Genomic DNA, 21,439 nt, shown 5'->3' with positions numbered 1-21,439 from the left:
GCGAGGAGGCGACCATGTACATCGGGGTCGACATCGGCACGTCGCTCACCAAGGCCGTCGGTTTTGCCGAGGACGGCACCGAGCTGTGCGTCCACAGCGTCCCGACCGAGCTGTCACACGGCGACGACGGCCGGGTCGAACAGGACGTGGACGCGGTGGTGGCGTCCGTCGGCGCGGTCGCCCGGGCTGTCGCCGCGGACCTGCCGGGCGAGCCCGAACTCGTGGCGTTGACCGGGCAGGGCGACGGGTGCTGGCTCACCGACGCCGCCGTCCGTCCGGTCCGCCCGGCGGCGTCGTGGCTGGACGGGCGCGCGGCGGACATCGTGCGGAAGTGGGACCGCGACGGCACCGCCGACGCCGTGCTGGCCCGCAACGGCGGCATGATCTTCCCCGGTGCGTCCGCGGCCATCCTGGCGGCCCTCGACCGGGACGAGCCGGCGACGCTGGACGCTGCCGCCACCGCGGGGCACTGCGTGGGGACGGTGTTCGGCCGGCTCACCGGCGAGCGGGCGACCGACGTCTCCGACGCGTCGTACCCGTTCCTCGACCCGGTGGAGCGGGCGTGGTCCGACGACGTCCTGGACCTCACCGGGCTCGCGCACCGGCGGGAGCTGCTGCCGCCGGTGGTCGGGCCGGGCGGGCCCGCGGCGCCGCTGCTCGGCTCGGCCGCGGCCGAGTTGGGAGTGCCGGCCGGAACCGACGTGAGCGCCGGGCCGTACGACCTGCTCGCCTCCGCCCGGGGCAGCGGCATCGTCGCGCCCGGCGACGGGCTGCTGATCATCGGCACCACGCTGGCCTGCCAGGTGGTCACGGACGACCCCTCGCCGATCGGTCACCGGGCCGGCCTGCTGCTGGGCACCTGGCACGAGCGGCGGTGGCTGCGGGCGATGCCGGCCATGGTGGGAACCGCCTCGCTGGGCTGGCTGCTGGAGCTGGTGGGCGCCGACGTCGCGGCACTGCCGTCACTGCTGGCGGACTCCCCCGCCGGTGCCCGCGGTGTGCGGGTGCTGCCGTACTGGTCCGCTTCCGGCGAGCGGGCCCCGTTCGTGGAGGCCTCGGCCCGCGGCCGGTTCGACGGCCTGCACCTGGGCACCACCCGCGCCGACCTGGTCCGCGCGCTGTGCGAAGGGCTGGCGTTCGCCGCCCGGCACTGCTTCGACGCCGCCGGGTTGACCGGGCGGCTGGCCGTCTGCGGCGGCGGGGCGCAGAGCGCGGAGTGGACCCAGCTCTTCGCCGACGTGCTCGGCCGGCCGCTGGACGTCGTCGAGGTCCCCCAGGCCGGCGCGTACGGCGCGGTGCTGTCGGCGCTGGAGGCCCGCGGCGAGACCCCCGGCTGGCCGGTTCCCGCACGCACGGTGACGCCGTCGCCGTCGTCGCGGGCCAGGTACGACGACGCCTTCGCCGACTACCTGGACCGGGTCGAGCGCGCCCGCTCCGAGTGGACGCACGCACCGAGAGGGAACGCATGAGCCTGATCCTGCTGGCCGGGGACGCCTTCGTCCGCAACGACCTGCTGGCCGACGAGCTGCGCCGCGCGGTGGGCGCCGCGATGCCTGCCACCGGCCTGGAGTTCCGGACGCTGGAGCTGCCCTGGCCGCACGTGCCGTTCGGTCCGGTCGCGGAGGTCGACGAGGCCTCGGACGTCGAGGACGAGCTGCTGGCGCTGATCGACGGCGTCGAGGTGATCGTCACCCAGATGGCGCCGGTGACCAGCCGGGTGCTCGACGCGGCACCGTCGTTGCGGCTGGTCGTCTGCACCCGGGGCGGGCCGGTCAACGTCAACGTCGGCGACTGCACGAAGCGCGGCGTCCTGGTGTGCAACACGCCCGGACGCAACGCCGTCGCCGCCGCCGAGCACGCCGTCACGCTGATCCTCAGCACCGTGCGGGCGATCCCCCGTATCCACGGCACCGTCGCGGCCGGTCAGTGGCGTAGCGACCTGTACGCCTACGACGAGTGCGGGCTGGAGCTGGGCGGTTCGACGGTCGGGCTGGTCGGGTACGGCGCGATCGGCCGGCGGGTGGCCCGGATCCTGCGGGCATTCGATGCCACCGTGCTGGTGGCCGATCCGTTCGTCGACGCCGCGGCGCTCGACCCCGGTGTCGAGCTGGTCGAGCTGGAGGAGCTGCTGTCGCGCAGCGACGTGGTGAGCCTGCACGCGCGCCTGACGCCGCAGACCGCCGGCATGATCGACGCCGAAGCGCTCGCCACCATGCGGCCCGGCGGCTACCTGGTGAACTCCGCCCGCGGCGGGCTGGTCGACTACGACGCGCTGGCCGCCGCCCTGGACAGCGGACACCTCGCCGGGGCCGGCTTCGACGTCTTCCCGGCCGAGCCGCCGGCACCGGACTGGCCGCTGCTGCGCTCCGACCGCGTGGTGATGACCCCGCACCTGGCCGGCGCGACCCGGCAGACGGCACACCGGGCCGCCTCACTCGCCGGCGCCTCGGTGGCCGCGTTCCTGGCCGGGGACCGTCCGCCGGGGCTGGTGAACCCCGACGCCCTGCGCTGACCTCCGGCCTGATCCCGATATATGAGATGAGTTCGTCCGTATCTCGGAACGCGGCTGGGTTGATGGGACAAGGGCTCCTACGATCGCAGGCATCTGGTGGTTCGGCCGGCGGCTCCTGATGGGTGTGCGCCGGCCGACGCAAGAGGCACCGGCGCTGCTCCGGAACGCCCGCCCCACGAACGCCCATCCGCGCTCGAGGAGAACCACGTGACTCGCACCCCTGAACCCATCGGCTCGACAGTGCTCGGCTATCCGCGCATCGGCCCCAACCGAGAGATCAAACGCGCCCTGGAGGACCACTGGGCCGGGCGCCTCGACGCGGCCGGGCTTGCCACAGCCGCGGCCGCCGAGCGCGCCCGCACCTGGCGCCGGCTCGCCGGGCTGGGCCTCGACTCCGTCCCGTCGTCGACGTTCTCGCTCTACGACCACGTCCTGGACGCCGCCGTGCTGGTCGGCGCGGTGCCGCCGCGGTACGCGGAGCTGGGGCTGGACCCCGTCGGGACCTACTTCGCCATGGCTCGCGGCACCGCCGGCGTCGCGCCCCTGGAACTGACCAAGTGGTTCGACACCAACTACCACTACCTGGTGCCGGAGGTCGGCCCGGAGACCGAGTTCCGGCTGGCCGGCGCCACCCCGGTCGACGAGTTCCGCGAGGCGCTGGACCTCGGCGTGCGCACCCGGCCCGTGCTGCTCGGCCCGCTCAGCCTGCTCCTGCTGGCCAAACCGGCCGGCGACGCACCACCCGGATTCCACCCGCTGGACCGGCTCGACGACCTGCTCGAGGTGTACGCGTCGCTGCTGGAGCGGCTCGCCGCGGCCGGCGCCGGCTGGGTGCAGCTGGACGAACCGTGCTTCACCGCCGACCGCACGCCCGCCGAGCTCGACGCGCTGCGCCGCGCCTACCAGCGCCTCGGCGAGGTGTCCGACCGGCCGGGCATCCTCGTGGCCTCCTACTTCGGCCGCCTCGGCGACGCGCTGCCGGTGCTGGCCTCGACGCCGGTGGAAGCGATCGGCGTGGATCTGGTGGCGGGATCACCGGACGAGGTCCTGGCCGCCACCGGGCTCGCCGGAAAGACCGTCGTCGCCGGTGTCGTCGACGGCCGCAACGTCTGGCGCAGCGACCTTGACTCGGCGCTGGCCGTGCTCGCCGCCGTCCGCGGCGTCGCCGGCGAGGTCGCCGTCAGCACGTCCTGCTCGCTGTTGCACGTCCCCTATGACCTGGACGCCGAGACCGGACTGGATCCGCGGCTGCGGTCCTGGCTGGCCTTCGCCGACCAGAAGGTGGCCGAGGTGGTGGCGCTGGCGTCCGCGCTGCGGGACGGGCAGGCGGGCGTGGCCGGCGCCTTCGATGACGCTGCCGCCGCCCGGGTCAGCCGGCGCTCGGCGCCCGGGGTCGTCGACGACGGCGTCAGGTCGCGGCTGGCCACGTTGCAGCCGGACGACGCGCGGCGCGGGCCGTACGACCAGCGCGCCGCCGCCCAGCGCGAACGGCTCGGCCTGCCGCCGCTACCGACCACCACCATCGGTTCGTTCCCGCAGACGGCCCAGCTGCGCGGCACCCGCGCGGAGTTCCGGTCCGGCCGACTGGGCGAGGACGAGTACACCGCACGGATGCGCGCGGAAATCGAGCGGACGGTCCGGCTGCAGGAGAAGCTCGGCCTCGACGTTCTGGTGCACGGCGAGCCGGAACGCAACGACATGGTCCAGTACTTCGCGGAGAACCTGGCCGGGTTCGCCACCACGGTCAACGGCTGGGTGCAGTCGTACGGGTCGCGCTGTGTGCGCCCGCCCATCCTGTACGGCGACGTGTCCCGGCCCGCGCCCATCACCGTCGACTGGGCCCGGTACGCGCAGTCGCTCACCGACCGGCCGGTGAAGGGCATGCTGACCGGCCCGGTCACCATCCTGGCCTGGTCGTTCGTCCGCGACGACCAACCGCTGGCCGACACCGCGCGGCAGGTGGCGCTGGCCATCCGCGACGAGACCGTCGACCTGGAGGCGGCCGGCATCGGCATCATCCAGGTCGACGAGCCGGCATTGCGGGAGCTGCTGCCGTTGCGCTCGGCTGACCAGGCGGCCTACCTGGACTGGTCGGTCGGTGCCTTCCGGCTGGCCACCGCCGGCGTCTCCGACGCGACGCAGATCCACACGCACCTGTGCTACTCGGAGTTCGGCGAGGTCGTGGCGGCCATCGACGGGTTGGACGCGGACGTCACCAGCATCGAGGCGGCCAGGTCGCGGATGGAGATCGTGCCGGACGTGGCCGGGTCCGGGTTCGCCCGCGGCATCGGGCCGGGTGTCTACGACATCCACTCGCCGCGGGTGCCGGACGCGGACGAGATCGAGGCACTACTGCGCCGCGCGCTGGCGGAGATCCCGGCTGAACGGCTCTGGGTCAACCCCGACTGCGGCCTCAAGACGCGTGGGTACGCGGAGGTCGAGCCGGCGCTGGCCGCCCTGGTGGAGGCGGCGCACCGGCTGCGCTGAGCGACGCCATCCCTATGATCATCGGCGATCCGCCACGTCATAGCGGGGTGGATCGCCGATGATCATGGGAGGGTGGCGAGGTCCTCGGCGCTCGGGTGCCATGATCCGGCCCGGACGTTCGCGCTGACCTGGTCCGGGCGGGTGGCCCCGGCGATCACGGACGCCACCGCGGGCTGGGCGGCCAGGCCGCCGATCGCCAGGTCCAACAGACCGATGCCCCGGTCGGCGGCGAACCGCTCCAGCGCCTCGATACGGTCGAAGTCCGCGTGGTCCAGCCGCGCCCTCAGCCGCGGGTCCGCCAGCCTGCTGCCCTCCGGCGCCGCCTCGCCGCGACGGTACTTGCCGGTGAGCAGCCCGTACTCGAGCGGGTAGAACGGCAGGATGCCGACGCCGACGCTCTGCGCCGCCGGCACCAGCTCGGCCTCCGCGGCCCGGTCGTAGAGCGAGTACTTGTTCTGTGCGCCGGCGAACCGCTGCAGCCCGCCCGACCGGGCGACCCAGGCCGCCTCGACCACCTGCCAGCCGGCGAAGTTCGACGACCCGAGGTAGCGGATCTTGCCCTCGGCGACCAGTTCGGTGAGCGCGGCGAGCGTCTCCTCGATCGGCGTCTTCGGGTCCGGCTGGTGGATCTGGTAGAGGTCGATCCAGTCGGTGCCGAGCCGGCGCAGGCTGGCCTCGACCGCCTTGCGGATGTAGCGGCGCGAGCCCCGCGCACCCCAGTCCGGACCGTTCGCGCCCCGCATGTCCATGCCGAACTTCGTCGCGACGACGACGTCGCCGCGCCGCTTGCCGAGCGCGGTTCCCAGCAGCGTCTCGCTCTCGCCGCGCCCGTACACGTCGGCGGTGTCGAACAGGGTCACGCCGAGGTCGACGGCCCGGTTGACGACGGCGGTGGTGGTCTCGGCGTCGATACGGGTGCCGAACGCGTTGCAGCCGAGGCCGACGGCGGAGACGGTGAGGCCGGAGTCGCCCAACTGGCGATAGGTCATGTCGGTCACAGCTCGACCCTAGGGGGTGTCTCGTGGATCTTGGTGGATGCGGGCGGCGTCCAGGTGTCGGTCCAGCAAGGCGGAGGAGGAGGTCGATGCGGAGCCATCGAGCGACGACGACAACGCAGCTGGTCGGCGTCTGGGCGTCGATCCGCGCCGCCGAAGATCCACGAGACACCCCCTAGCTGGGCGGAACCTCGACGCGTCACCAGTAGTTGATGCGTCAGACAGTTTCAGTCATGCCCTGTGAAACATGAACGTTCAAGTAAAGGGAGCTCCATGTCCGTGCCGCCCATCGCCCGCGATCTCGCCCTGCTCATCGTCCGCGTCGGCATCGGCGTCGTCTTCGTCGCGCACGGCTGGCAGAAGGTCAACGACATCGGCGTCGACAACGTCGCAGCCGGGTTCGAGCAGATGGACGTGCCACTGGCCACCGCGTCGGCGTGGTTCGCGGCGCTGGTGGAGCTGGGCGGCGGCGTGGCGCTCATCGCCGGCGCGTTGACGCCGGTCGTGGGCCTGCTGCTGGCGGCCGACATGGTCGGCGCGTGGATCTTCGTCCACGCCGGCAACGGGATCTTCGTCGACCAGGGCGGCGCGGAGCTGGTGATCGCACTCGGTGCGGCCAGCCTGACGCTCGCCGCCGTCGGCGCCGGCAGGTTCAGCGTCGACCACGCCGTGGGAGCCAGCCGCCGAGTCAGCCGCGCCCGCGCCTGAGCCGAGCCCGGAACCCGCGCGGCCAGCCGGCCGCCACAGCTCAGCGGCCGGCGATGCCGACCGTGCTCTCGCGGATACGCAGCGCGAACGGCACCTCGATCCGCTCCGCCTTGGCGTCCGGGTCGGTCAGCCGCCGGGCGATGAGCCGGACCGCTTCCGCGGCGATGAACGGCACGTCCGGCGCCACCGTCGTCAGCGACGGCCACGAGTACCGGCTCTCCTCGATGTCGTCGAAGCCGGCCACCGCGACGTCGTCGGGGACGCGATACCCGCGCTCGTGCAGCACCCGCAGCGCGCCCAGCGCCATCAGGTCGTTGAAGCAGAAGACGGCGTCGATGGGGCGGCCCTTGTCCAGCAGTGCCGCCATCGCCCGGGCACCACTGATGCGGTCGAAGTCGAGGTTCGACACGACGAGGGACCGATCGACCGGGAGCCCGGCGTCCCGGAGCGCGGCGCGGTAGCCGCGAGCGCGCAGCCCGCCGGTGCCGCCGCCGGTCTCGGCGCCGATGGCGGCGATGTGCCGGCGACCCAGCCCGGCCAGGTGCGCGGTGACCTCACGAGCGGCCCGGACGTTGTCCACGGCGATGTGGTCGAAGCCGGCCGGGTGGCCGCGCTCGCCGAGCAGCACGGTCGGGGTGGAACTGTGCCGCGCGGCGACGTCACGGGCGTCCATGGCCATCGGGCTGAAGATGACCCCGTCGATCAAGCGCGACTCCAGGCCGTCGAGGACGATCTGCTCCCGCTCGGCCTCGCCGAACGTCTCCTCGATGAGCACGATCAGGCCCTGCTGCTTCGCCGCCGCGCCCACCTCCGAGGCGAGCGACGCGAAGTACGGCGAGGTGAGTTCCGGTAGCGCGATGGCGAGGAAGCCGGAGCGGCCGTGCCGCAGGCTGCGCGCCGTGACGTTCGGCCGGTAGCGCAGCTCGGCGACCGCCTTGAGCACCTTCTCGCGCGTCTTCTCGGTGACGTTCGGGTGGTTGTTGATGACGTTCGACACCGTCTTGAACGACACCCCGGCAAGGTCGGCGACGTCCTTCAACCGGCTGCCCACAAACACCCCCTCTCGCCCGGACTGGCGACGACATCAGAGTCTAGGCACGCGAGCCGCGACGCCCGAACGGGTTTTCCGCCCACGCCCGCCGGTACGCACCAGCTCGAAGCCAGCTCTTCACATTCCAGGTTATCCGTTGTAAAACTATGCGCACGGTTATCCGTTGTAAACGCACCGGTCGCGTCTCGGCCAGGACGAAGGGGTCACTGCATGTACGACGTCGAAGTCGGGTTGGACCCGGCGTTCACCGTGGGCACAGTCGACGAGCGGGTGTTCGGCTCGTTCGTGGAGCACATGGGGCGCTGCGTCTACGGCGGCATCTTCGAGCCGGACCATCCCACCGCCGACGAGCACGGCTTCCGCGGCGATGTCGCCGACCTGGTGCGCGAGCTGGGCGTGACCACCATCCGCTACCCCGGCGGCAATTTCGTCTCCGGCTACCGCTGGGAGGACGGCGTCGGCCCCGTCGACGAGCGGCCGCGCCGGCTGGACCTCGCCTGGCGCTCGATCGAGCCGAACACCGTCGGCGTCGACGAGTTCTGCCGCTGGGCACGAGGCCTCGGGATCGACCCCATCATGGCGGTCAACCTCGGCACCCGCGGCGTCGACGCAGCCGTCGACCTGCTCGAATACACCAACCTCGTGGCCGGCACCACCAGCACCGCGGACCGTAGGGTCGCCAACGGGCACAAGGACCCACACGCCATCCGCACCTGGTGCCTGGGCAACGAGATGGACGGGCCCTGGCAGATCGGGCACAAGACCGCCGACGAGTACGGCCGGCTGGCCGCCGAGACCGCCCGGGCGATGCGCCGCGCCGACCCGGACATCGAGCTGGTCGCCTGCGGCAGCTCCAACAGCTCCATGCCGACGTTCGGCAGCTGGGAGCGCATCGTCCTGGAACACACCTACGACCTGGTCGACCACATCTCGCTGCACGCGTACTACGAACCCCACGACGGCGACGTCGACAGCTTCCTCGCCTCGTCGGAGGACATGCGCCGCATGATCGCGGCGGTGACCGCGACAGCGGACCACGTCGGCGCGGTGCGGCGCAGCAGCAAGCGGCTGACCATCTCCTTCGACGAGTGGAACGTCTGGTTCCAGAACCGCTTCGCCGGCCAGGAAGACCTCGAGGTCACCGAGAACGGCGCGCTGATCGAGGACGTCTACAGCGTCACCGACGCGGTGGTAGTGGGCGACCTGCTGATGGCCCTGCTGGACAACTGCGACCGGGTGTCCATCGCCTGTCAGGCCCAGCTGGTCAACGTCATCGGGCCGATCCTCACCCGCACCGGCGGCCCCGCCTGGCGACAGACCATCTTCCACCCGTTCGCACTGACCTCCCGGCACGCCCGCGGCACCGTCCTGCGCACCGCGGTGCGCACCCGCGAGCTCGCCACCCAGCGCTACGGCGACGTCCCCGCCACCCGGGTGACGGCCGTCCAGGACCCCGAGACCGGGGCCCTGACACTGCTGGTCGCCAACCGCGACCGGAACGAGCCCGCCGCCCTCACCGTGCCGCTGCGCGCGTTCGGCTCGCCGCTACGCCTCATCGAGCACCTCACGATCGCCGACGACGATCCGGACGCGGTGAACACCGCGGAGCACCCGGACCGCGTCGTGCCGCGGCCGGCCACGAACACTCTCGTGGACGGCGACCGGCTGACGGCCACCCTGCCGCCGTCGTCCTGGCACCTGATCCGGCTCGGCCACTGACCAACACTTCTGCGAAGGAGCAGCTGTGAACAGACGAGATAAGGCCCTCTTCCCACACCTCTCCCGCCGCCGGTTCCTCACCGCGACCGGCGTCCTCGGCGCCGGCGCCGTCATCAGCGCCTGCGGCGGCGGCTCCGCCTCCTCGCCGGGTGCCGAGCCAGCGGAAGGTGGCGGCGGCGCCAGCGGCTACGACGGCCCCAACGTGGACCTGGCCTTCTGGAACGGGTTCACCGGCGGCGACGGGCCGTTCATGCAGCAGCTGGTCGACCAGTTCAACACCGAGCATCCGAACATCGCGGTCAAGATGACGGTGATGGAGTGGGCCGACTACTACGCGAAGATCCCGACGGCGGTGCAGTCCGGCAACGGCCCGGACGTCGGCATCATGCACGTCGACTCACTGCCTACCAACGCCGCCCGCAACGTCATCGTTCCGCTCGACGACGTCGCGGAAGCCCTGGACCTGCGCGAGGAAGACTTCGCCGCGGCGGTCTGGGGTGCCGGCGAGTACGACGGTCAGCGCTACGGCATCCCGCTGGACATGCACCCGCTGGGCTACTACTACAACAAGACGGTCATGGAGTCGGCCGGGCTGGACCCGGACAACCCGCCCATGGACCGCGATTCGTACGAGGCCGCGCTGGAGCAGCTCAAGGCCGCCGGCATCCAGGGCCACTGGATGTCGCCGCACCCGTTCACCGGCTCGATGACGCTGCAGTCGCTGATCTGGCAGTTCGGCGGCGACCTGTTCAACGAGGACGGCACCGAGGTCACCTGGCACGAGGACCCCGGTGTACAGGCGCTGACCTGGATGGTCGACGCCATCCACAACGGCTACAGCCCCACCGACGTCGGCCAGGACGCCGACGCCATCGCGCTGCAGAACGGCCAGGCCGCGTTCAACTGGAACGGTATCTGGCACATCAACACCCTCAAGGAAGTCCCGGACCTGGAATGGGGCGTGGCGCCCCTGCCGAACATCGGCGGGACCGAGGCCGCCTGGGCCGGATCCCACAACTTCGTGCTCCCCCGCCAGCGCACACCGGACGAGAACAAGCAGGAGGCCGCGCGGGTCTTCATCAACTGGGTGAGCCAGCAGTCGCTCGCCTGGGCCGAGGGCGGCCAGGTGCCGGCCCGCAACTCGGTGCGCGAATCCGCGGAGTTCGCCGCCCTGCCCGAGCAGTCCGCACTCGCCGAGCAGGCCGACTACCTGCACTTCCCGCCGGCCGTACCCGGCATCAGCGACGCCTTCGCCGACTTCGACCAGGCGCTCAACGAGGCCGTCCTGCTGACGAAGGAGCCCGCCGCGGCGCTGACCGAGGCGGCCGAGCGGGCGGCCAAGAAGCTGGAAGAGAACCGCGACCGGTACCAGGGGTAGTCCAGTGGCGGCCACTGGCGTGAAGATCCGCCGGCACGCACCATGGACGCCGTACGCGTTCATGGCGCCGTTCCTGCTGGTCTTCCTGACCTTTGTGATCGGACCGGCGCTGCTCGGTCTCTGGATGAGCCTGCACGACTGGGACTTCATGCTGGAGTACCGTCCGTTCGTCGGCCTGGAGAACTACGCGGCCCTGTTCGACTCCACGTCGGCGGTGTTCCAGATGTTCTGGAACGGCATGAAGGCGACCGCGGTGTTCACCGTCGCGAGCGTGCCGTTCCTGGTGGCCATCCCGCTGGGGCTGGCGATCCTGCTGAACCGGCGGTTCCCGGGGCGGACGCTGTTCCGCGCGGTCTTCTTCATGCCGTACGTGCTCGGTGTCGCCGTCGTCGGCCTGCTGTTCCGGTTCATGCTCGACCCGAACATCGGCATCGTGAACGGGCTCATCGACCTGGTCGGCCTGGACGGCGTGCTGCGCTCGCTCGGCGTCGACTGGCCGATCCCGTGGATCACCGCCCAGCCGTGGGCGTGGATCAGCCTGGTCGCGATGACCGTGTGGTGGACGCTCGGGTTCAACACGATCATCTACCTGGCCGGCCTGCAGGACATTCCGGCCGAGTTGTACGACGCGGCCAAGGTGGACGGCGCGAGCGGCTGGCAGCAGTTCCGGCACGTGACCCTGCCGGGGCTGCGTGCGGTGCTGCTGTTCGTCGTCACCATCACGATCCTGGCCTCGGCCAACATGTTCGGCCAGGCGCTGCTGGTGACCAACGGCGGGCCCGGCGACACCACCCGCACCGCGCTGATCGTGATGCTCGGCGAGGGTCTGGAGTCGTTCCGGATGGGCAGTGCCGCGGCAATGTCGTACCTGCTCGCGGTCTTCCTCGGGATCGTCTCGATCATCCAGGTGCTCGCGATGCGTGAGAGGAGGCGGCCACGATGGCGGTCCTGACCCGGACCTCGAACCGGCAGGAGCCGCCGGCGCCGCCGTCCGCGCCCGGGCCCGGCCACGGCGCCGGTTCCATGCTCGGGCGGGGGATGTTCTGGCTGTTCCTGGCGGTGCTGACGGTCATCTTCATCGGCCCGATCATCTGGATGTTCCTGACGTCGATCAAGACGAACCCGGAGGCGACGGCGGTCCCGCCGACGTTCCTGCCGGATTCGCCGACGTTCGGCGCCTACGAAGGGCTCCTGCGGCTCGACGGCTCGTACCCGGTGCTGCGCTGGTTCCTCAACAGCCTGCTGGCCGCGACCTTGCACATGGCGCTGGTGCTGGTGCTGGCATCGACGGCGGCGTATGCCCTGGCCCGGCTGCACTTCCGCGGCCGCGGGGTGCTGTTCGTCGTCATCGTGTCGACGCTGTTCGTGCCCGGCTTCGTGTTCCTGATCCCCAACTACCTCATCATCGACCAGCTCGGCTGGCTGGACACCGTCTGGGCGCTGGTGGTGCCGGGCGCGGCCAGTGCGTTCGGGGTGTTCTTCCTGCGGCAGTTCTTCTCCATGCTCCCCGGTGAGCTGGAGGAGGCGGCGCTGATCGACGGCGCGAACCAGTGGCAGATCTTCACCCGGGTTGTGCTGCCGAACTCGAAACCGGCGCTGGCGACCCTGGCAGTGCTGTCCTTCCTGGCCAACTGGAACGACTTCATCTGGCCGATCTACGTGCTGTTCAGCCCGGAACGGCTCACCTTGCCGGCCGGCCTGCGGCTGCTCCAGGGGGCGTACACCACCGACTACCCGGTCATCATGGCCGGTGCGTTCGTGGCCAGCGTCCCGGTCCTGATCCTGTTCGTCTTCACCCAGCGGTACGTCATCGAGGGCGTGTCGCGCAGCGGCTTGAAGGGATGATCGCGAGTGCTCCGAACTCCTCTGATCGGGCTGGTCACGGTGGCCGTGTCCCTGGCGGTGTCCTTGGCCGGATCACCAGCGGTTGCCGAGCCGGACGCCGTCGGGACCCCTGACGACGCCACCACGCAGAACCCGATCTCGGCATCGTTCTCCGACACCTACGCCGACCCGGCCGTGCTGCGCGGCAAGGACGGCTGGTGGTACCTCTACGCGACCAGCGACCCGCTGCACGAGGCGCCCAGCGAGTTCGGCCTCATGCATGTCGCCCGCTCCCGCGACTTCGTCGACTGGGAGTACCTGGGGACGGTGTTCGACGATGCCGACCGGCCGGAGTGGACCACGGACTCGTCGTTCTACTGGGCGCCGGACATCCGCTACGTCGACGGCCAGTACGTGCTCTACTACACCGCCACCGACACCGTCGCCGAGCCCGGGCAATGGAACTACGCGATCGGGGCGGCGACGGCGCCGACCCCGGCCGGCCCGTGGACCGACTCCGGCGGACCGGTGGTGCCGCCGCGCCCCAGCCCCAACGGCGACTACTTCAACACCATCGACCCGGCGCTGCTCGCCGCGTCCGACGGCACGCGGTACCTGTACTTCGGCGGTTACCACGGCGGGCTGTGGGTGACCGAGCTGGACGAGTCCGGGCTGCGGGCCGTCGGCGAGCCGACCCAGGTGGCCAGGCCCGACCGGTACGAGGGCTCCTTCGTGGTGGAACACGACGGCTGGTACTACCTGACGGCGTCGTCGGCCAACTGCTGCGCCGGACCGGTCACCGGGTACAGCGTGTACGCCGGCCGGTCGAAGAGCCCGCTCGGCCCGTTCGTCGACCACGAGGGCGTGTCGTTGCTGGACTCCCGAGTGGGCGGCACGCAGGTGCTGGCGCAGAACGGCAACCGCTGGATCGGCGTCGGCCACCACGCGATCGTCACCGACGTGTCCGGGCAGGACTACATCGTGTACCACGCGATCGACCGGAACGAGGCGTGGCTGGACGATCCCGGCGGCGTCAACCGGCGCCCGACGCTCATCGACCGGCTGGACTGGATCGACGGCTGGCCGGTCACCCGGGCCGGCGCAGGACCGTCGGACACACCCCAGCCCGCACCGGTCACCGCGGGCGGCCTGGACATCGTCAGCGACGACCCGGCATCGGGCTCCGCGCTTCGTGCCGTGGCCGGCGCGTGGGAGGCAGGGACCGACGACGACGGTGACGCCGGCGCCGTCGGCCGGCTGATCCCGTCGGCCGACGGCGGCGACGCCGTCGTGCGCAGCCGCGCCAGCGCGCCGCGCGAGAGCCGCATCGAGGCGGACGTGCGGGTGCCCGCTGGCGGTCAGCTGACCGTGGACGCCGCCCGCGCCGGCACCACCGGAGTCCAGGTGACGGTGGACGACGCGGCCCGGACGCTGACCGTCGAGGCCACCCTCGGCAGCCGGACCGTCCGCGACACCGCTTCACTGCCGTCGCGCTTCGACGCCGGTACCTGGACGTCGCTGGCGGTGGAGGTGCGCTCCGGCCGGGCCACCGCGCGGCTGGCGGAGAGCCGGCTCGGCGACGCCGACGCCTCGGTCGAGATCGAACTGCCCAACGGGCTCGCCAGGCCGCGACCGGTCCAGCTGACCGCATCCGGCGGCGAGGCGCAGGTGGACAACCTCACCGTCGTCGCCGCTTCTCGCCCGGTGACGGAACCCGTCACGGAACCGTCGGCCGGCGACCTGCTGTTCTCCGAGGAGTTCGACGGTGCCCTCGGCGAAGGCTGGGACTGGCTGCGGCCGTCGTCGTCGGTGTCCGTCGGCGACGGCGTACTCACCTGGCCGCTGGAGTCCGTCGACATCGTCGGCTCCGCCAACACCGGGCCGCTGCTGCTGCGCACCCCGCCGGAGGGCGACTGGATCGCCGAGACGAAGCTCCACCTCGACCTCGGCACCGGCACGATCCGCAACTACCAGCAGGCCGGCATGATCGTCCGGGACGACGACGACAACTTCCTGCGGCTCGGCGACGTCGCGATCTGGAGCTCGCGGCAGATCGAGTTCGGCAAGGAGCTGGACGAGAACGGCACCCTTCGCTGGGGCGCCCACCTCGGCGGACCGGTGGCGGAGACGATGTGGCTGCGCATCCACCACACCGTCGACCCGTCCACCGGTGAGCACCTGTACCGGTCGGCGTCGTCGCGGGACGGCTCCACCTGGCGCTGGGGCGCGACGTGGACGATGCCGGCGGACACCTCGCCGGCCGTCGGGCTCTACGCCGGCGGCGGCGCCACCCCGGCCACCGTCGCGACCTTCGACTGGTTCCGCCTGTACGAGGCTCGATGAGACACCTCGTCGGGGCCGGGCTGGCGCTGCTCCTGCTGGGAGCCTGCGCCGGCCCGGCCCCGTCCGAGCAGTCCGACCAGTCCGCGCCGTCCGAGGCGACCGTGGCATCCGAACCGCCTGAGTCGCCCGAGTCGCCTGAGTCGCCCGAGTCGCCCGAACAGGAGCAGCCGACCACCATGGGCTTCACCAACCCCGTCCACGACCGCGACTTCCCCGACCCCGCCGTCATCGAGGCCGACGGCGCCTACTACGCGTACGCGACCAACTCGCAGCTGGGCAACCTGCCCACCCTGCGCTCCACCGACCTGGTGACCTGGGAACCGGTGGGTGACGCCATGCCGGTGCTCGCGCCGTGGGTCACCGGCGGGCGCACCTGGGCACCGGAGGTCGCCGTGCACGCGCCGGACCGGTACGTGCTCTACTACACCGCCCTGAGCACGGCCGGCCAACGCCAATGCGTCGGCCGGGCCGTCGCCACGTCGCCGACCGGGCCGTTCGTCGACGACTCCACCGAGCCGCTGATCTGCCAGCTCGACCAGGGCGGCTCCATCGACGCCAGCCCGTTCACCGACACCGACGGCAGCCGCTACCTGCTGTGGAAGAACGACGGCAACGCGATCGGTGTCGACACCTGGATCTACGCCCAGCCGCTGACGCCGGACGGTTTGGAGCTGACCGGCGAACCGGTGCCGCTGATCAAGCAGGACCAGCCGTGGGAGGGCAACCTGGTCGAGGCACCGTTCCTGTGGCTGCGCGACGGCACGTACTACCTGTTCTACTCGGCCAACGACTACGGCTCCGACGCGTACGCCGTCGGCTACGCCGTCTGCGACGGGCCGCTCGGGCCGTGCACCAAGCCCGGCGACGCTCCGGTGCTCGCGACGACGGACGACGCCGCCGGGCCCGGCCACTGCGTGCTGATCGAGAAGGACGGGCGCACCTGGATGGTGCACCACGCATGGCCGCCGGACGCCATCGGCTCGGCCCTGCCCGGCCGCACCATGTGGCTCACCGAGCTGACGTGGGACGGCGACCGCCCCGTCCTCGACGGACCACGCGCGTCGGTGCCGATGTCCCCGTGATCATGGCGGGGTTTCTACTGCCACGGCAGCAACTAGAGCGCCATGATCACTCGCACGCCAGGTAGGCCCGCTCGATCTGACGCAACACCGCCGCCGGTTCGGAACGCAGCCGGGCCGGCGATACCGGCAGCACCACCCAGCCCAGCGCGGCCAGCCGGGCCCGCCGTTCCTCGGTGCGTTCCGGAGCGTCACCGAAGGCGTGGAAGGAACGCGAGTCGACCTCGACGACGAGCCGCTTCTCCGGCCAGCACGCGTCCGGCACGATGCCGCGCACCCCGGGCAACTGCCGGTTCCACCGCGGTTCAGGCAGGACCCTGCTGGTGCGCACCAGATCCCGCAGTTCGCACTCCGGCGCGGACCGGCAACCGGCGTCGATGTCGGCCAGCGCGATCCGGGCCAACGCCGAGCCGCGGCGGCGGGCCGCCGCGACCTCCGCACGCAACTGCTCCAGCCTGGCCCGGCGGCGTTGCACGGCTTCGCACATCAGCGCGCGCACGTTCCGCAGCGCCACCCGCAGGTGCGCGCCGCAGTCCGGACAGCCCGTGCGGTACCGGCAGCGTGGCGACCAGGCCTGCGGAAGACGGTCGGGGAAGACGACGGTGTCGACGACGGCTCGAGCGGCCGGCACCATTGGGATCTCGCCCGGACGCGCTGTCGGCGCCAGCCGGTCGAGGATGATCTCCGGCGGCGCGGAAAGCCGGCCGCCGGTCAGGTCGAGGTCCAGCCAGGCTTCGGAAGCCGGCATCCGCTCCGTGCGCCGGATATGGACGAAGCCCGTGCCCGTGCGGCGCACGTACCGCGCCACCAGCACCTCGACGACATCACCGGTCGGCGGGCCGTAACTCAACCCGATCATCCGGCAGGCCCACGCGCCGGTGACGAGTCCGCCCTCCCCGGCGTACAGATGGGCGGTGCGCATCCGGTGGATCGGCGCGAGCGGGCCGGTGAACGTCGCGAAGACGCCCCGGACGACCCGCTGCCACGGCCCGCCGGAGCGGACGGCATGGGCGAGGGCCGCCGGGGTCATGCCGGCGGCGAGCGCCTGCGCCCGGGTGATGATCCCGTCCTGGACGGCGGCGAGCCGCATCGCTCGTTGATAGGACACGCGGACCAACCTGCCCGTCCGGCGACACGCGCGACAGGCCCGTCCGGCGATCTGTGGACAACTACCCGGCGTTGGCCATGATCATGGCGGGGTCTCTACTGCCAGGGCAGTGCCAAGAGCGCCATGATCATGGGGGTCAGCCGACGTCGACGGTGACGGTGTGCCAGCCGGTGGCGCCGTCGGGCACCGGCCGGGCCTCCTCCTCCGTCTGCACCTCGCCGTCGGAGGTGACGGCGCGCACCTGGAGGCGGTGCTCGCCGGGTTCGGCGTCCCAGTCCCACACCCACTGCCGCCAGGTGTCGGCGCTGGGCACCTCGGCCAGCCGAGCGTCGTGCCAGTCGCCGTCGTCGACGCGTACCTGCACCGCGGCGATCCCGCGGTGCTGCGCCCACGCAACACCGGCGACCGCGACCCTCCCGGCCCGGACCTCGCGGCCGCCGCGCGGGGCGTCGATGCGGGAGGCCACCTTCACCGGGCCCCGCTCGGCCCAGCCGCGAGTGGTCCAGTACGCCTCGAAGTCCGCGAACCGGCTCACCTCCAGCTCGACCACCCACTTCGTCGCGCTGACGTAGCCGTAGAGCCCTGGCACGATCATGCGGACCGGGAAGCCGTGTTCGACGGGAAGCGGGTCGCCGTTCATGCCCACCGCGAAAAGGGCGTCGCGGCCGTCGGTGAGCACGTCCAGCGGCGTGCCGGCGTTCCAGCCGTCGTAGGAGCGGGACAGGACCGCGTCGGCGCCCGCGGCCGGCTTCGCCAGCGCGAGCACGTCGGCGATGGGCACACCCGTCCACAGCGCGTTGCCGATGAGGTTGCCGCCGACCTCGTTGGAGACGCAGTTCAGCGTCAGCCAGCGGTCCACCAGGCCGAGCTCGACCAGCCCCTGGTAGTCGAGCTCGACCTCGTTCTCGACCATCCCGTGGATTCGCAGCGACCAGTCCTCGGCCCGCAGCAGCGGCACCGACAGCGCCGTGTCGATGCGGTAGAAGTCCTGCGTCGGAGTGCGCCACGGCTGCGCCCCGTCGACGACGAGGTCGACGCCGTCGGGCACGTCCGGCCGCGGCAGGTCGATGCTGGCGGCGAGGTCGTCGCGGGACTCCTCCACGCCAAGCCGGCGGGCACCCAGCACCCGTCCGAGGGCCCCGCCGGCGACTGCCAGGCCAGCCGTGACCGCGGCCGCGGTGAGGAACGCCCGGCGGTCCGACCGCCGGTCCCCCGGGCTGGCGTCGTCGGCGGGAGCGGCCGGTGTCGTGGCCTTCCGCACCAGCCACCCGAGCACGGGAAGGGCGACGACGCCCGCGGCGAGGGTGGGAACCAGGTCGGCCTCGGTGGTGTCGGGCCGGTTCCACACGGCCAGAGCCGCGACCGCGAGCAGCCCACCGGCAGTCGCGACGCCGGCCGCTCGGTTCCGGGCGGTGAGGAGCCCGATCAGCGCGCCCAGCACCGTCAGCACGACGGCCATCCCCACCAGCAGGGCGGACTTGTCGTGGATGCCGAACAGCTCGATCGCCAGGTCCTTGAGCCAGCCCGGCGTCAGGTCGATGAACTCCTCGCCGACCGCCACCACCGGTGTCTCCGCCCGGCCCAGCGCACCGGCCACCGCCTCGGCGACGGCCAGTCCCAGCGCGAGCGCCAGCACGCCGGCCAGCGCCGGCGGCCACCACGACACCCGGTGGGGCGGCGCGGCCGGGCTGCCGGGCGGGGCTGCCGTCACGGGATCGGTCACCCTCCGATCATCCTCCCGGCCGGCCGGTCTGCCCACGGGGCGACCATGATCGTCAGCGTTTGTTCAGAATCGCCACCCCATCAGGTGTGTTCACCTGCTTCACCAGGCATGCATGCCTCGTGAAGCAGGTACACCCGGGTCAGCTTCGCCGTCGGCGGAGACGAGTGCCCCGGCCGAGGCAACGTGATCATCAGGATTCCACCGGCGGGAGCCAGGGGCGGCCAGGGTCAGGCGAGGGCGGCGAGGTGATGGGCGATGGCGCGGAAGGCGCGGCCGCGGTGGCTGATGGCGTCCTTCTCGGCCGGCGCGAGCTCGGCGGTGGTGCGGGTGCTGCCGTCGGCGACGAAGATCGGATCGTAACCGAACCCGTTCTCGCCCCGCGGCGCACGGATGACGGCGCCGTCGACCCGGCCCTCCTCCGTCGCCGAGGTGCCGTCCGGCAGTGCCAGCGCCGCGACGCAGATGAACGCGGCCTGGCGATGCGCATCGGGCACGCTCTCCAACTGTGCGAGCACGAGCCGCAGGTTGGCGCCGTCGTCGCCGTGCCGGCCGGCCCAGCGGGCGGAGAACACCCCGGGCATCCCGCCCAGCGCCTCGACCGCGAGGCCGGAGTCGTCGGCCAGCGCCGGCAGGCCGGTCGCCTCGGCCACCGAGCGCGCCTTGAGCAGGGCGTTCTCGGCGAACGTGAGGCCGGTCTCGGCGACGTCCTGGACCTCGGGGAACTCGCTGACCGCGACCAGGTCGACGGCGGCCCCGGCGGATTCGAGGATGCGTCGGATCTCCGGCACCTTGTGTGCGTTGCGGGTGGCCAGCACCACCTTCGGCGCGGCTGTCACGACGTGGACGCCAGCGCGGCGGTCTGCAGCTCGGTCAGCTCGCGGCAGCCGTCACCGGCCAGCGCCAGTAGCGAGTCGAGTTCCTGCCGGTCGAACGGCGCGCCCTCGGCCGTCCCCTGGACCTCGATAAAACGCCCGTCACCGGTCATGACGACGTTCATGTCGGTTTCGGCGCGGACGTCCTCCTCGTAGCACAGGTCGAGCAGCGGGGTGCCGCCGACGACGCCGACGGAGACCGCCGCCACGGAGTCGGTGAGCACCTTCTCGCTGGCGAGCATGCCCTGTCCGCGCATCCAGGTGACCGCGTCGTGCAGCGCCACGTACGCGCCGGTGATGGCGGCGGTGCGGGTGCCGCCGTCGGCCTGCAGCACGTCGCAGTCGACGACGAGCGTGTTCTCGCCCAGTGCCGCGGTGTCGATGATGCCGCGCAGGGACCGGCCGATGAGCCGGGAGATCTCGTGCGTGCGCCCGCCGATGCGGCCCTTCACCGACTCGCGGTCGGACCGGGTGTTGGTGGAGCGCGGCAGCATCGCGTACTCGGCGGTCACCCAGCCCAGCCCGGAACCCTTGCGCCAGCGGGGGACGCCCTCGGTGACCGACGCCGCGCACAGCACGCGAGTACGGCCGAACTCGACGAGCACCGACCCCTCGGCGTGGTCGAGCCAGCCGCGAGCCAGGCGGACGGTGCGGAGCTGATCGGCGCTGCGGCCGTCGGAACGGGTCATGCGTCACAAGCTATCGGTTCGGACCGACGCTCCGGCGGACTGCCCGGTCCACGGCCGGCTGCGGACGTTCCGGCGGCCCACGGCTGGGAGCTCCGCTGCTGTTCGCGCGGTTTCGACTGCGGCCGCCGGGACGATCACGTAGCGTCGTCGCCATGCAGCGCAGGGCGGCGCCCAAGCATCGCCGGGCGCCCCGGCCAGCAGGACCACACGGCCGGGCGGCCGGCCGGCGCGGCCTGCTCGCCACCGGCGCCGGGATCGCCGGCGAGCTCCTGCTCACCGCCGGCGCGCTGGTGCTGCTGTTCGCCGTCTACACGGTGTGGGGCACCGGCCTGCAGACCGCCGCCGCCCAGGACGACCTGCGCGACCAGTTCCAGCAACACCTGCTCGACCGCGAGGCCCCGCCGCCGGACGAGACCGGCGACGCCGGCGACGACACCGACGGTGCGGGCGACGACGCCGAGCCGGCGCCGCTCGAGCTCGGCGACGCGTACGGCATCCTGCGCATCCCACGGTTCGGCGACGACTGGGAACGCATCGTCGTCGAGGGCACCGAACCGGACGACCTGGAGAACGGCCCCGGTCACTATGCCGACAGCGCCGACCCGGGGCAGTTGGGCAACGTTGCCATCGCCGCGCACCGTTCCGGTCACGGCTCGCCGTTCGCGCCCTTCCCGCGGTTGCGTGCCGGCGACATCATCGAGATCGAGACCGTCGACGGGGTCTTCCGGTACGAGCTGGACGACGCACCCGACGGCGACGACAACGGCAACGTCATCGAGCCCACCGAGATGTGGGTGGTCGACCCGGTCCCGGGTGAGCCGGCGGACACCGAGCCCACCCAGGCGCGGATCACGCTCACCACCTGCTGGCCGCGGATCGGGGCGGAGAAGCGCATGTTCGCCACGGGCGTGCTCGTCAGCGCGGAGGAACGCCCCGCGGCCGGCTGAGTCC

General features: G+C 72.2%; 17 protein-coding genes. 11 read left to right on the top strand and 6 right to left on the bottom strand.

From position 1 onward, the window contains the following. Window positions 1-14: 14 nt before the first annotated feature. From JIAGA_RS0116005 to metE, 3 genes are all read left to right on the top strand, one after another. On the top strand, window positions 15-1,469 hold the full coding sequence (locus JIAGA_RS0116005) for an FGGY family carbohydrate kinase (RefSeq protein WP_026876453.1): 1,455 nt from the start codon (window positions 15-17) through the stop codon (window positions 1,467-1,469). Then, window positions 1,466-2,512, top strand: coding sequence for a 2-hydroxyacid dehydrogenase (locus tag JIAGA_RS0116000; RefSeq protein ID WP_026876452.1), 1,047 nt, complete (start codon window positions 1,466-1,468; stop codon window positions 2,510-2,512). Before JIAGA_RS0116005 ends, JIAGA_RS0116000 begins: the two co-directional genes overlap by 4 nt. 207 nt (window positions 2,513-2,719) lie before the next feature. Beyond that, window positions 2,720-4,999 (top strand): 5-methyltetrahydropteroyltriglutamate--homocysteine S-methyltransferase, encoded by a 2,280-nt coding sequence (gene metE, locus JIAGA_RS0115995; RefSeq protein WP_026876451.1) that lies wholly within the window; start codon window positions 2,720-2,722, stop codon window positions 4,997-4,999. 62 nt (window positions 5,000-5,061) lie between these two features. On the opposite strand, the gene JIAGA_RS0115990 is transcribed toward metE, so the two are convergent. Beyond that, window positions 5,062-5,988, bottom strand: a complete 927-nt coding sequence (locus JIAGA_RS0115990; RefSeq protein WP_035814445.1) for an aldo/keto reductase — start codon at window positions 5,986-5,988, stop codon at window positions 5,062-5,064. Window positions 5,989-6,267: 279 nt separating this feature from the next. Between JIAGA_RS0115990 and JIAGA_RS0115985 the strand changes: the two genes are divergently transcribed. Beyond that, window positions 6,268-6,702, top strand: coding sequence for a DoxX family protein (locus tag JIAGA_RS0115985; protein WP_026876449.1), 435 nt, complete (start codon window positions 6,268-6,270; stop codon window positions 6,700-6,702). A gap of 40 nt (window positions 6,703-6,742) precedes the next feature. On the opposite strand, the gene JIAGA_RS0115980 is transcribed toward JIAGA_RS0115985, so the two are convergent. Beyond that, window positions 6,743-7,753, bottom strand: a complete 1,011-nt coding sequence (locus tag JIAGA_RS0115980) for a LacI family DNA-binding transcriptional regulator (protein WP_026876448.1) — start codon at window positions 7,751-7,753, stop codon at window positions 6,743-6,745. A 210-nt stretch (window positions 7,754-7,963) separates the two neighbouring features. Here JIAGA_RS0115980 and arfA point away from each other — a divergent pair, with 210 nt between their 5' ends. The 6 genes from arfA to JIAGA_RS0115950 all read left to right on the top strand — a co-directional run bounded on the left by arfA (window position 7,964) and on the right by JIAGA_RS0115950 (window position 16,099). After that, a complete protein-coding gene (gene arfA / locus JIAGA_RS0115975) occupies window positions 7,964-9,472 on the top strand; it encodes an arabinosylfuranosidase ArfA (RefSeq protein WP_026876447.1) in 1,509 nt (502 codons plus the stop codon). A gap of 25 nt (window positions 9,473-9,497) precedes the next feature. Next, window positions 9,498-10,850: an ABC transporter substrate-binding protein gene (locus tag JIAGA_RS0115970; protein WP_026876446.1), complete on the top strand. Its 1,353-nt coding sequence runs from the start codon at window positions 9,498-9,500 to the stop codon at window positions 10,848-10,850. Window positions 10,851-10,854: 4 nt separating this feature from the next. Further along, on the top strand, window positions 10,855-11,802 hold the full coding sequence (locus JIAGA_RS30160; RefSeq protein ID WP_211239684.1) for a carbohydrate ABC transporter permease: 948 nt from the start codon (window positions 10,855-10,857) through the stop codon (window positions 11,800-11,802). A 71-nt stretch (window positions 11,803-11,873) separates the two neighbouring features. Then, on the top strand, window positions 11,874-12,695 hold the full coding sequence (locus JIAGA_RS0115960; RefSeq protein ID WP_026876445.1) for an ABC transporter permease subunit: 822 nt from the start codon (window positions 11,874-11,876) through the stop codon (window positions 12,693-12,695). A 6-nt stretch (window positions 12,696-12,701) separates the two neighbouring features. Continuing rightward, complete coding sequence (locus tag JIAGA_RS0115955; protein WP_035812599.1) at window positions 12,702-15,017, top strand: family 43 glycosylhydrolase; 2,316 nt, start codon at window positions 12,702-12,704, stop codon at window positions 15,015-15,017. Then, window positions 15,014-16,099 (top strand): glycoside hydrolase family 43 protein, encoded by a 1,086-nt coding sequence (locus JIAGA_RS0115950; RefSeq protein WP_211239682.1) that lies wholly within the window; start codon window positions 15,014-15,016, stop codon window positions 16,097-16,099. The genes JIAGA_RS0115955 and JIAGA_RS0115950 overlap by 4 nt, the downstream gene beginning before the upstream one ends. A 46-nt stretch (window positions 16,100-16,145) precedes the next feature. On the opposite strand, the gene JIAGA_RS0115945 is transcribed toward JIAGA_RS0115950, so the two are convergent. The 4 genes from JIAGA_RS0115945 to rph all read right to left on the bottom strand — a co-directional run bounded on the left by JIAGA_RS0115945 (window position 16,146) and on the right by rph (window position 20,488). Further along, complete coding sequence (locus JIAGA_RS0115945) at window positions 16,146-17,204, bottom strand: type IV toxin-antitoxin system AbiEi family antitoxin domain-containing protein (protein ID WP_157553219.1); 1,059 nt, start codon at window positions 17,202-17,204, stop codon at window positions 16,146-16,148. A gap of 136 nt (window positions 17,205-17,340) precedes the next feature. Continuing rightward, window positions 17,341-18,927, bottom strand: a complete 1,587-nt coding sequence (locus tag JIAGA_RS0115940) for a molybdopterin-dependent oxidoreductase (RefSeq protein ID WP_084469721.1) — start codon at window positions 18,925-18,927, stop codon at window positions 17,341-17,343. A gap of 227 nt (window positions 18,928-19,154) precedes the next feature. Continuing rightward, a complete protein-coding gene (rdgB, locus tag JIAGA_RS0115935) occupies window positions 19,155-19,763 on the bottom strand; it encodes an RdgB/HAM1 family non-canonical purine NTP pyrophosphatase (RefSeq protein ID WP_026876440.1) in 609 nt (202 codons plus the stop codon). Beyond that, window positions 19,760-20,488, bottom strand: coding sequence for a ribonuclease PH (gene rph, locus JIAGA_RS0115930; protein ID WP_026876439.1), 729 nt, complete (start codon window positions 20,486-20,488; stop codon window positions 19,760-19,762). Before rph ends, rdgB begins: the two co-directional genes overlap by 4 nt. Before the next feature lie 152 nt (window positions 20,489-20,640). Here rph and JIAGA_RS0115925 point away from each other — a divergent pair, with 152 nt between their 5' ends. Beyond that, the gene (locus JIAGA_RS0115925; protein WP_051426163.1) at window positions 20,641-21,435 is read left to right on the top strand and encodes a class E sortase; all 795 of its coding nucleotides are present in this window, start codon (window positions 20,641-20,643) and stop codon (window positions 21,433-21,435) included. Window positions 21,436-21,439: the final 4 nt, after the last annotated feature.

Origin of the sequence: Jiangella gansuensis DSM 44835, from assembly GCF_000515395.1 — a bacterium.
GTDB classification, from domain to species: Bacteria; Actinomycetota; Actinomycetes; order Jiangellales; family Jiangellaceae; genus Jiangella; species Jiangella gansuensis.
Note: the sequence above shows the minus strand (reverse complement) of the source record. Positions and strands in the feature narration are given on the sequence as shown.